The organism is Aeromicrobium sp. CF3.5 (assembly GCF_051262695.1).
Taxonomy (GTDB): Bacteria; Actinomycetota; Actinomycetes; order Propionibacteriales; family Nocardioidaceae; genus Aeromicrobium.
Map to the genome: position 1 here is coordinate 35,449 of NZ_JBIMEZ010000005.1, position 11,893 is coordinate 47,341.

The window sequence follows — 11,893 nt, forward strand, 5'->3', positions numbered from 1 at the left end:
TTACGATGGATTCGGAGGTGCGCAATGAGTGGCTCGAAGAGCGCGGAGCCGAGTTCTCGGGACAAGATCCTGGCTGCGGCTGCTGCCATGATCGGTGAGGATCCCGCAGCGCGGCTGAGTGTGCGTGCCGTGGCGGCTCGAGCGGGGGTCAACACGGGCTCCCTGCGCCATCACTTCCCCACGCAGCGCGACCTGTACGACAGCGTCTTCTCGGGGATCTTGGGCCTCGTGGCGCCCGGTGATCCGATCCGCGACACCACGATGGACCCCCAGGTGCGTCTCGTCGAGTGCTTGCGCCAGGTCCTGGCCCTGACCGGAGTGGGCAGTGAGGCCAGACAGACCTGGCGCCGGATCTACCTGGCCTTCATCGCAGATGAGCCGACCGAGAGCACGCGGTCCGCGTTCATCGCCATGGAGCATGCCGGTCAGGCTCGCATCGAAGCCTGGCTCGATGTGCTGGTGGCCGATGGTTCGCTGCCAGCCGGCGACAACCACGAACGGGCGACCTTGTTGAACACGGTCGTCGACGGCTTGTCCATCGGGCGGGCGCTGCCGACCTCGAGTGAGCGCACCTCGCTCGAGACGCGGGTGCTGACGGCAGCCGTTGCTGGTCTCTTCGACTGATGACGCCTTGCGCGACCGGGACCAAGAGCTCCGCCGTATAGGCTGGTTTGGATGTCCGACACCCAGCCGCTCGCGATCGTGATCGTGACCTACAACCGGTCGAGCTATCTCGCGGACCTGTTGCGCAGCGTCACCACGCTCACCACCGCGCCCTGGCGCATCATCGTGGTCGACAACGCCAGCACCGACGACACCCAGGACGTGCTGGCCGACGCGGCAGGCCTGTTCGACGACGGCATGCTCATCAACCATCGACTCAGCCAGAACACCGGTGGGTCGGGCGGATTCTGCGAAGGCACGCGGGTGGCGCTCGAGATGGGCGCCGAGTGGGTCTGGCTGATGGACGACGACGTCGAGATCCTGCCGGAGGCGCTCGACCGGTTCGCTCCGGCGATGCGACGCTTCAAGGTCATCCACGGCCGGCGGTACGACTTCGACGGCTCTCCGTTCTACTGGCAGGCCAAGTTCAACCAGTTCCTCGGTGTTCCTCTGCCCTATGGGCTGCGCAGCACCTTCGACGACGAGGGCTACGCCATCACCAACTCCGGCACGTTCGAGGGCATGCTCATTCATGCCGATGTCGTGCGACTGATCGGCCTGCCGGATCCGCGCTTCTTCATCACGTGGGACGACGCGACCTACGCGTGGCTGGCCGCCCAGCACACCGAGGTCGTCTACATGGACGCCTTCGTCCTGCAGCGCAAGCGCGAGCAGCAGCAGATCAACCTCGGGGTGCGCCATCTCAATGACGGCAGCCCCCTGTTCCGCTTCCACGTCATGCGCAACCGCGCGTACGTGGGGCGATACTTCGCCGAGCACGGCAAGCTCAACAAGCTCGGTTTCGCACTCGGCACGCTGCTGACCTTCGCCAAGGAGGTCTTCCGTCTGATCGTCGTGCAGAAGACCCTGCGCGGTCTGGGCGATCTGCTGCGCGGATCCCGCGCGGCGCGCCGCATCTGGGCCGACGACACGTGGCGGCCCATGGATCCGGCCGAAGTTCCGCCATCTGGTCCCGATCAACTAGCCTGAAAGAACCATGTCCCACATCTTGCAGAACGTGCTCTTTCCACTGGAGAGAGATCCTGACATCCTGCCGCTCTACGCGGACCCAGAAACCTGGACCGTGATCCGTCGCGAACCCGTGCAGGTCAGCTCCGAGGCGCACGTCAACGACATCGTCTCGCGCACCAGCTACCGGGTGCGTCGCGGTCAGCGCGTCTCGTTCGCCAGCTACTTCAACGCCTTCCCTGCGGCCTACTGGCAGCGGTGGACGGTCGTCGACACGGTCCGCCTCACGCTGAACACCTCCGGCGAGGGCAACGTCATCGTGTACCGCTCGACCGCGCAGGGAGTGCAGCAGCGCATCGACTCGGCCGCGGTCAAGGGCTCGCAGGAGGTCTCCTTCGATCTGCCGATCACGGCGTTCGGCGACGGCGGCTGGTACTGGTTCGACGTCGTGGCCGGCGACGAGGACGTCCGGGTCGAGGGCGGCAACTGGTCCACTGACGTCACCCCGGTGGTCACGGGCAAGACCTCGCTGGGCATCACCACCTTCAACAAGCCCGACTACTGCGTCGAGACGCTGGCCACGCTGGCTGCGGCCGCCGACGTGCTCACCGAGATCGACACGATCTACGTCATCGACCAGGGCAACCTGAAGGTCGCCGACCGGCCCGAGTTCGCCGAGATCAGCAAGAGCCTGGGTGACACGCTGCAGATCGTCGACCAGCCCAACCTGGGGGGATCGGGCGGGTTCTCCCGTGCGATGTCAGAGACGCTCGACGCGGGCCGCAGCGAGTTCCTCCTGCTGCTGGACGACGACGTCCAGATCGAGCCGCAGAGCATCTTCCGCTCGGTGCAGTTCTCGCGGTTCTGCCGCACCCCCACCATCGTCGGCAGCCACATGTTCGACCTGATGGACAAGCCGATCCTGCACGCGTTCTCCGAGACCATCGACATGCCGTACTTCTTCTGGCGCTCGCCGTTGCCCGAGCAGATGCGGCACGACTTCCGCCGCGCCAACCTGCGGCAGACACCGTGGATGCACCAGCGCCTCGACCCGGACTACAACGGCTGGTGGATGTGCATGATCCCCACGTCGGTCATTCGTGACATCGGACTGTCGCTGCCGGTCTTCATCAAGTGGGACGACGCCGAGTACGCGCTGCGCGCCCGCGAGCATGGCGTCGGCACGGTGTCGCTGCCCGGCAGTGCCCTGTGGCACGTGTCGTGGGTGGACAAGGACGACTCGCAGGACTGGCAGGCGTACTTCCACGCCCGCAACCGGTTGCTGGCCGGGTTGCTGCACTCGCCATTCCCCAAGAGCGGCAAGCTGCTGAGCAACAGCGGGCGCATCGACCTCAAGCACCTGCTGACGATGCAGTACTACGCGACCACGCTGCGGCACCGCGCGATCCGCGACCTGCTCAAGGGTCCCGCGCACCTGCACCCCACGATGGCCTCGACCATGCCTGAGCTGCGCGCCGCCACCAAGGACTTCGTCGAGACGCAGATCATCTCCGATCCCGAGAAGCTGCCCAAGACCTGGGAGGGCAAGCGGCTGTTCCCCGCCAGGTTCGACTCCGAACCTCGCGGTGCGCGGCTGGCCGCCTTCACGGCCAAGGCAGCGGCCCGGCACTGGCGCCAATCGGTCCCACAGGGCAACATCGACCGTCCCCAGGTCGAGCTCGCCAAGGCCGACGCCACCTGGTGGCGCGTGCCGGCCTACGACTCCGCGCTCATCTCGACCGCAGACGGCCGCGGCAAGTCGGTCTACCGGCGTGATCGTGCAACCTTCCGCCGCCTGCTCCGCGAGAGCCGTGCGCTGCATCGAGAGCTGGAGGACAACTGGGACCGGTTGGCTCGCGAGTACAAGGATGCCCTGCCCGAGTACACGTCGCAGGAGGCGTGGCGCAAGACCTTCGGCGACTTCTGACGATCGCTAGGAAGTCTCGAACAGGGTGGGCAGTGCCGCCCTCATCTGCTGCTCGAGTGCCGGTGCCAAGGTTCGGACGAACGCAGCGGTGAAGTGTTGTTGGTCGCGGTTGGTGACCAGATTTCCCAGGACCACCGGGCAGACCCCGGCGGGGCAGTAGAAAGGCACGAGGTCGAGTTCGTGGAGACGGTCTGACCTCGCGGCGACGGCTGCGGAGGGGGACACAGGAGCGAACAGCGCGCTCGCGTCTTGATCGCAGCCACTACTGGTGTCGCCTTCGTCAAGCTGCGCCGCGCACTCTGGAGGCGGGTCGAGAAACCGCGGAGAAGCGCGCAGCGCGAACACGTCGATTCCGGCCTCGGTCAGACGCTTCCAGACCACACCGTCAGGATCGAAGGCGTATTCGGCCTCTTCGACGGACGTGGACACGTTGGTCCCCTCGATCACCACGGCGGTCGGTCGTGTCCGCACTAGCTCGGAGATGACCATCTCCGTCCAGCGGTCGCAGCCCTCGAACCTCGATTCTCCAGTGATGGGGCAACCGCCACGTCCGGTGACCCGCAGGGACCACCCGTTCTGCTCGGCAATCTTTTGCAACGCAGGCTGCCAGACTTGAGCACGTGAGCTGCCGACCAGAGCCACGGTCGATCCCGACACCGAGATCGGATCATCGCACCACGTGATCGGGCGGGCCGGGGAGTTGACCGGCCCGCCCTGCCAGCAGGGCGAGTCCATGGCAGGCTCGTAGTCCGCGGCTGCGAGCTCCACCGGCGGACCGATCGGTAAGGGAAACGATCGTTTGGCCAAGGACGGATCTCGGACCGACTCGGCACCCGGGTAATCGGTCAGGGTGTAGGACGAAACATCGAGCGATTTCTCCAGTGTCTGATCTGACTGCAGGGCGATTGTTGTGGTGAGTGCGGCTGCCGATGCCAGGACGGCCCCCATCGGCCACAGGATGCGTGTCGGGCGCACCGTCTTCGCGCGAGAAAGAGGTGCGGAGATGAATGTGTGGGTTAACCATGCTGCTATCAGCGCGATTCCGACGATGAACAACCCGGTCCGCAATCCCACTGCATCTCGGTCCTGCAGCACGAGCGTGAAGACAAGAAGGGGCCAGTGCCAGAGGTAGAGCTCGTAGGCGATGTCGGCCAGGCGAATCAGCGGTCGTGTCTGCAAGATTCGACTCGGTCCACGGATGGCGCCAGCTCCGAGGAGTACGCATGCTGCGCCAGACAGGGGAAGCAGCACCCATGGTCCTGGGAAGACGTCGCCGCCGTCGACGACGAGGCCCCCGGCGACGATGATAACCAGTCCGGCCCACCCAAGGGCCGGTCGAAAACGGCCGGAAGGAGCCCATCGCATCATGACCAGCGCAAGGACACCACCCAGGGACAGCTCCCACCAGCGCGAGAGACTGTGGAAGTAGGCGACCGACTGGTCTGAGTTCACCATGAATTGTGCGACGGTGAATGAGATCAACGTGACGGCGGACGTTCCGGCGACCGCGATTTTCCATGGATCCTGCCTCGCGCGCAATGCGAACGCGACGAGTGCGACGACGCACCACGGCCACAGCAAGAAGAACTGCCCCTGCAGCGATAGCGACCAGAAGTGCTGGAGCGGGCTCGCATCCGGGCCGGCCGCGCCATAGGCCAGCTGGGAGGAAATGAGTTCCCAATTCTCGTAGTACAGAAGAGACGCGCGGACCTCGCGCAGATCCTGACCCTGGGACGTGAGTGGTCGAAGGAGAAGGATGGCGATCACGACAGCAGCAAGCACAGTGACAGCGGCCGGCAGGAGCCGAAGCAACGTCCTCGTATAGTGGCGAATCACCCGTCCGTCCTGCTGGGCGACCGAACGGCGATACAAGCTCCCGGTCAGCAGGAAGCCGGAGAAGAACAGAAAGACGTCGACGCCGCCGGACACGCGACCCTGACCGAAGACGTGGAAGAGGACCACCAGTGCCAGGGCGATGCCTCGAACCCCGTGCAGCTCGGTGATGAACCCGGTACCGACCGGTTCGTCGACGCCGGTCGACACCCTGCGGCGAGGCGCGCGGTGCTGACATGCTGTTGCGCCCACGGGAATCCTCACTGTTGCTGCGACGACACCAAGCAGGATTCGTCATCATCCCGGAGGCAGACCCGGGCCCGACGACCCTAGTGGAATCAGAACGGTCTGTCACACCGTGATGCGGGGCCAGCGGCGCTCCGTCAGGCGAACATCGAGCTGAGCTCGTTGCGGTGCATCGTCAGGGCCGAACCGATCGCCATGTGCATGTCGAGGTACTGGTAGGTGCCAAGGCGGCCGCCGAAGAATACGTTCGTCTCGCCCTCGGTCAACGCGCGGTAGGCCAGCAGGCGCTCTCGGTCGGCATCGGTGTTGATCGGGTAGTACGGCTCGTCCGCGCGCTCGGCGAAACGGGAGTACTCGCGCATGATGACGGTCTTGTCCGCGGGGTAGTTCTTGCGCTCGCGGTGGAAGTGCCGGAACTCGTGGATGCGCGTGTAGTCGAAGTCGGCGTCCGGGTAGTTCATCACCGGAGTGCCTTGGAAGTCGCCGGTGGGCAGGACCTCGCGCTCGAAGTCCAGTGTGCGCCATGACAGCTCACCCTCGGAGTAGTCGAAGTACCGGTCGATGGCCCCGGTGTAGACGACGGGAATCTGTCCAACGACCGACTCCTTGTTGATGGGCTGGTCGGTGTCGAAGAAGTCGACGCCGAGGCGCACGTCGATGTTGGGGTGGTCGGCCATCCTCTCCAGCCACGCGGTGTAGCCGTCGGTGGGCAGGCCCTCGTAGGTGTCGCTGAAGTACCGGTTGTCGTAGGTGTACCGGACCGGAAGGCGAGCGATGACCTCGGCGGGCAGCTCGGTGGGATCGGTCTGCCACTGCTTGGCGGTGTAGTCGCGGATGAAGGCCTCGTACAGGGGACGCCCGATCAAGGAGATGCCCTTCTCCTCGAGATTCTGGGCCGTGGCCGTGTCGAACTCCTCGGCCTGCGAGGCGATCAGGGCACGTGCCTCGTCGGGAGAGTGCGCAGCGTTGAAGAACTGGTTGATCGTGCCGAGGTTGATCGGCAGGGGGTACACCACGTCCTTGTGCTGGGTGTAGACCCGGTGCTGGTACCCGGTGAAGGTCGTGAAGCGGTTGACGTACTCCCACACGGTCTCGTTGGAGGTGTGGAACAGGTGCGCGCCGTAGCGGTGCACCTCGATCCCGGTCTCCGGATCGTTCTCGGAGTACGCGTTGCCACCGATGTGGTCGCGGCGGTCGATCACCACGACCTTGCGGTCCTGTTCACGAGCGATGCGCTCGGCGATGGTGAGTCCGAAGAATCCCGAACCAACGACCACGAGGTCGGCGTCCATGCGGTGCTCCCTTGTAAGAACGGCGAAAGAATCGCTCGCAGTCTATCGAGGAGGGTTCACTGCCCGAGGGCGCCCGACGAGGGGGTCATCCCGAGCCGGTTGTCGGCGGCCAACTCGTTCTGGACGGGCCCGGGCAGAACCCACACCCTGAATCCGTAGTTGGTGGCGTCCTTGATCGCTCGTGCACCGAGATCGCTGGCTTGCGGCCAGGCGTCGCACGCGATCACCAGATCGCCGGTGGGTCGGTCGAGGGACTCGACCTCTCGCGGAGAGAACCAGAAAACGATCCAGTTGAGAGTGAGGTTCCTGGCCGCTCCGGGAGGCTGACACGACAGATCGAACTCCACGGTGGCCTGGGCCGTCCCGCTGAGGTTCTCGTACGTCTCGACGCCGGAGAGCATCGCTCGCGGGGGATCGCGGAACTGGCTGGGGTTGGCCGCGATGCCGGCCAGCACCGCCGTCGCGAATGCCGCCGCGAGGACCACTGTGGATCGAGTCCGCAGGAACAGCAGGGCCACCAGTGATGCTGCGAGCACCAGGGAGGCGAGCAGCCAGAAGTTGTTGGCGTTGGTCAGCGACGGGACCAGCGGGGCGTTGAACGGCTCATTGGTTCCCCAGAAGCGCGACCAATGCAGCACTCCTGCGGCGTTGCCCGGACCGCGCCGAGAGCCCCACGTCGGCACGTTGGGCGAGACCAGCAGGACGACCGGAACACAAACCACGGCCGTGCCCAGCATCGCCGTGACGATGGTGCTTCGCCGCAGCCCCGTCACGATGGCCGCGAGCGCGATCGTGACAACAATGGCCGCAACGGGGTCGATATAGCGGGTGTAGACCCAGACGTCGAAACGAGGACTGTCCGACTCAAGGAAGCGGGGCCCTGACCACCACAGGAATGAGACAAGACAGGTCGACACGGTCAGCCCGAGCAGCAGCACCCAGGGACCAGCACGTCGCGAGCGCAGCTCAGGCAGGGCGCGGATCACCAGCACCACGGAGCCCACCGCGAACATGCCAAACGTGGCGGTGAGCTGGGCGAACATCTGAGTCAGGCTGACCTTGGCGAGCAGGGCCGGAGTGGTGGTCGAGATCGCAGTCGACATCAACTCCTCCTTGCCGAAGTCGCCGACCAGAGATGGCTCGGTGATCGCGGCCACGGCGGCCTGCACCACCAGGTAACCCACGGCCAGTCCGACGAACCCGGTCAGAGCCTGGCGAGGCCTTGAGAGCAGAAGCAGCAGGAGCCAGACGGCGAGCGTCAGCATCACCGCAACTGCTCGGGCGTGAACCAGATACGCGGCAGTTCCGGCCAGCACAACCAGCAGAACCCCCACCGACGTGGGACGCCGAGACCAGGCGAAGACGGCGACGGCCATCCAGGCCACGGTGAACATCAGCAGCGGCTCGCTCAGGACGTAGTCGGCGTGCACTGATCGAGCGGGCAGAGCCATGACGATGGCGGCGATCACGACACCCTGGGCCCCGGTGGTGCCAAGGTGGCGGCAGAGCTTGGCGAGCGGCCAGATCGTCGCTAGCGCGATCACGATGTTGAGGACGATCGCACCCCGGTAGATGACCTCGGGGTTGTTGCTCAGCCACCACAGTGGCGCCATCAGGAAAGACCAGCCGGGGTAGTAGCCGGACGACAGGGACGGCGAGACGTCCTGGCCCGCAATGAGACGTGCCATTTGCAGCACGCCGTTCTCGTCGTACGGAGTACGGGGTGCCACCGCTGATTGAGCGATCACCACGTACAGGGCTGCCGTAACGACAGTGGCCAGGCCAGCTCCCGCGCGCCACCATCGCTCGTGTGCGGGCGGAACAGGTTCTGGGGTTGGCGCCCTCAGCGGGTCGGTCGTCGCCGTGGACATCTCGCTCCCCTGCGTGGGTGGGATCGGTTTCGGTCACACAGTACTGACCGGCATCTGGCGGTCAGGGACCGGAAGGCACTGTCAGGTCGACCGCCGTGAGCTGATCCTGCAATTGACCAGGGAGAACCCACAGGCCGTGGGAGTAGAAGTCATCGCCGACGACCCGTTCTGCTCCGAGTTGCGCGGCCTTGGGCCAGTCGGCGCAGGCCACGATGAGGTCGGAGTCGAGTGCATCGGTGCTCGAGTCGATGATCTCGACGTCGCGAGGAGAGAACCAGAAGCCCGACCAGTTGGTGACCTGGGCGGATGTCAGGGCAGGGCCCTTGCAGCTCGTGTCGACGTCGATGGTCTGCATCCCATCGCTGGGTAGCGCGTCCTCGACCCGTTCAATGCTGTCCAGCAAGGCGTACGGGGCGTCGCGCGGCTGGTCCGGATCGGCGGCCAGCGAGGCAAGGACCACCGCAGGCAGCGCAAGGACAGCAGCAGCCAGCGGGTGTCGGCGCAGCAGCAGGAAGGCGATGAAGCAGCCCATGAGAAAGATCGACGCCAGCAGCCAGAAGTGGTTGGCGTTCGTGAGTGTGGGAACTAGCGGGCGTTCGAAGGGCTCCTCGGGCCAGAACCGGGCCCAGGCCAGCACCGCCCCGGCGTTGCCTGGTCCGAAGGTCGATCCCCAGACGGGCACGTTGGGTGCCACATAGAGCACCACTGGAATGCAAATCGCGGCAGCGCCCGCCGCAGCTGCGACCACTGTGCGTCGCGACATCCCTCTGATCAGGGCGGCCGCCGCAATGACGACCACGATTGCCGCCACCGGGTCGATATAGCGCGAGTACACCCACACGTCGAATCGCTGGTCCGAGCCGAGCAGGAAACGCGGGCCAGCCCACCACAGGAAGGAGGCGAGCATCGCTGAGACAACGGTTCCGAGCACGAAGGTCCACGGGCCGGTGCGCACCTGCCTCACCTCGACCCACACTCGAGGAAGGATGATCGCGGTGCCGAGTGCAAACAGTCCGAACGTCCCGACCAGCTGGACCCAGGTCTGATTGAGCACTACCTGCAGCAACAACGCTGGAGTCGTGCTGCTGACGGCGTCGGACAGCAGCTCCTCCTTGCCGAATCCAGCTAACAGCACAGGCTGAGTGATCCGGCTGACGGCGAACTGGACCCCGAGATAGCCAGCCGCCAATGTCGCGAGACCGACGAACGCGGGCAAGGGGCGACGTATTGCGACCAGGAGGAACCACAACGCTGCTGTGGCGAACAACGCTAGAGCGCGCGCGTGAGTCAAGTAGGTCGCGGAGGCGAGCACAGCCACGACCATTGCCATGGGGACGCTGGGCCGGGTGCTGAACCGGAACACGGCAACCACGGTCCAGGCCAGCAAGAAGGTCAGCAGAGCCTCGCTTAGTGCGTAGTCGACCAGCACAGCACGTGCGGGCAGGGCCATCGTGATTGCGCCGACGGTCACAGCTTGGGCTGTCGACAGACCGAGTTGACGTCCCAGGACGGCTAGCGGCCAAACGGTGGCCAAGGAGACCACGATGCCGAAGACCACGGCGCCGCGGTACACGATCTCGGGGTCGTCACTGATCAACCACAGCGGCGCCAGCAGGAACGACCACCCCGGGTAGTAGCCCGACCCGGACATCTGTGTGACGTTGTCCTGTCCCGCGAGTATCCGCGCCATCTGTAGGGGACCGTTCTCGTCCCACGGCGTGCGGGGAGCCACTGCGGTGCGGGCGATCTGGGCGTAGAGCCCGACGAGCGCCACGCACGACACGGTCGCCAGCAATCCCCACCATCGACTGGGCGGCCGCTCCGACTCGACGGCTGGGGTCTGGTCTGCCGGCGGGGTCGGTTCAGACCGAACCATGGTGCTGGTCATCGCGGGCCCTTCGGCGTGGGGAGGGTACCGATCCAATCTACCCGCGTCACCGACTGCAACACGCGAACCGGGCCCGCGGCCCCCGTTCTGGCACGAGGCGGCTTCGACTCGGTACAGTCGATCCGGTGTTGCGGGGGAGAATCCGCGGCGGACGTCGATTCCGGGATGTGAAGAAGTCACCATGCGCCTGTTCGTCCAGGTTCCTTGCCTCAACGAGGAGCAGACACTGCCACTCGTCCTGCAGTCGATCCCGAAGCAGATCGACGGCATCGACGAGATCTACGTGCTGATCGTCGACGACGGGTCCACCGACCGCACCGTCGAGGTGGCCCGCGAGAACGGCGTGCAGCACTTCGTGTTCCACACCCGCAACATGGGTCTGGCCCGGTCGTTTCGTGACGGCGTGGACTACGCGCTGCAGCACGGCGCCGACATCGTGGTCAACACAGACGGCGACAACCAGTACCCGCAGCAAAGCATCGCCGAGCTGGTGCAGCCGATCATTCACGGCCAGGCCGACATCGCGATCGGTGACCGGCAGACCAAGACCATCGAGCACTTCTCGCCGTTCAAGAAGTTCATGCAGGCCGTTGGTAGCAACGTGGTCAACTATGCAGCCGGCACCGATCTGCCCGACGCCGCCAGTGGCTTCCGCGCCTACTCGCGCGAGTCCCTGATCCGGCTCAACGTCGTGACGCAGTTCAGCTACTGCATGGAGACGATCATCCAGGCCGGCAACAAGCGCCTGCGCATCGCGAGCGTGCCGATCACGACGAACCCCAAGACGCGCGAGTCGCGCCTGTTCTCCAACATCTTCCAGCACATGGGCCAGTCGGGTCAGGCGATCGTCCGCAGCTACCTCATGTTCAAGCCGTACGCGGTGTTCACGACGCTGGCGCTGTTGTTCGCGATCGCGGCTGCGATCCCGTTCGTGCGGTTCCTGGTCCTGTTCGCGAGCGGCAACGGCACGGGCAACATCCAGTCGCTGGTGTTCGGCGTCGGCATGCTGGTGGCCGCGCTCCTGTCCTTGGCGCTCCTGGTGATCTCGGACATGCTGCGCACCAACCGCATCCTGCTCGAGGACACGATGGAACGGGTCAAGCTGATCCAGTACGCCGACGAGCGCCTGCTCGACCCGCGACGTCCCGACCAGATCCACGTGGCCCCGACCGGCCTGAAGCACGATTGACACCCGCCATCCGAC

At 65.4% G+C, this 11,893-nt stretch carries 8 protein-coding genes; 4 read left to right on the forward strand and 4 right to left on the reverse strand.

What is annotated here, in order from left to right:
* The first annotated feature begins 24 nt into the window (after window positions 1–24).
* Genes ACHAA3_RS10470 through ACHAA3_RS10480 form a run of 3 tightly spaced genes read left to right on the forward strand, consistent with a single transcriptional unit; the run spans window position 25 to window position 3,559 of the window.
* Window positions 25–624, forward strand: coding sequence for a TetR/AcrR family transcriptional regulator (locus ACHAA3_RS10470; RefSeq protein ID WP_435708953.1), 600 nt, complete (start codon window positions 25–27; stop codon window positions 622–624).
* Window positions 625–675: 51 nt separating this feature from the next.
* On the forward strand, window positions 676–1,653 hold the full coding sequence (locus tag ACHAA3_RS10475; RefSeq protein ID WP_435708954.1) for a glycosyltransferase: 978 nt from the start codon (window positions 676–678) through the stop codon (window positions 1,651–1,653).
* Between the two features lie 7 nt (window positions 1,654–1,660).
* Window positions 1,661–3,559 carry a glycosyltransferase gene (locus ACHAA3_RS10480; protein WP_435708955.1) on the forward strand — a complete coding sequence of 633 codons (1,899 nt, stop codon included), beginning with the start codon at window positions 1,661–1,663 and terminating at the stop codon, window positions 3,557–3,559.
* A 6-nt stretch (window positions 3,560–3,565) separates the two neighbouring features.
* On the opposite strand, the gene ACHAA3_RS10485 is transcribed toward ACHAA3_RS10480, so the two are convergent.
* The 4 genes from ACHAA3_RS10485 to ACHAA3_RS10500 form a co-directional block, all read right to left on the reverse strand.
* Window positions 3,566–5,602 (reverse strand): acyltransferase family protein, encoded by a 2,037-nt coding sequence (locus ACHAA3_RS10485; protein WP_435708956.1) that lies wholly within the window; start codon window positions 5,600–5,602, stop codon window positions 3,566–3,568.
* Between the two features lie 173 nt (window positions 5,603–5,775).
* The gene (glf, locus tag ACHAA3_RS10490; RefSeq protein ID WP_435708957.1) at window positions 5,776–6,930 is read right to left on the reverse strand and encodes a UDP-galactopyranose mutase; all 1,155 of its coding nucleotides are present in this window, start codon (window positions 6,928–6,930) and stop codon (window positions 5,776–5,778) included.
* Between the two features lie 56 nt (window positions 6,931–6,986).
* The gene (locus tag ACHAA3_RS10495; protein ID WP_435708958.1) at window positions 6,987–8,618 is read right to left on the reverse strand and encodes a hypothetical protein; all 1,632 of its coding nucleotides are present in this window, start codon (window positions 8,616–8,618) and stop codon (window positions 6,987–6,989) included.
* Window positions 8,619–8,862: 244 nt separating this feature from the next.
* Window positions 8,863–10,575, reverse strand: a complete 1,713-nt coding sequence (locus tag ACHAA3_RS10500; RefSeq protein WP_435708959.1) for a hypothetical protein — start codon at window positions 10,573–10,575, stop codon at window positions 8,863–8,865.
* 295 nt (window positions 10,576–10,870) lie between these two features.
* Between ACHAA3_RS10500 and ACHAA3_RS10505 the strand changes: the two genes are divergently transcribed.
* A complete protein-coding gene (locus ACHAA3_RS10505) occupies window positions 10,871–11,878 on the forward strand; it encodes a glycosyltransferase family 2 protein (RefSeq protein WP_435708960.1) in 1,008 nt (335 codons plus the stop codon).
* The last annotated feature ends 15 nt before the right edge of the window (window positions 11,879–11,893 follow it).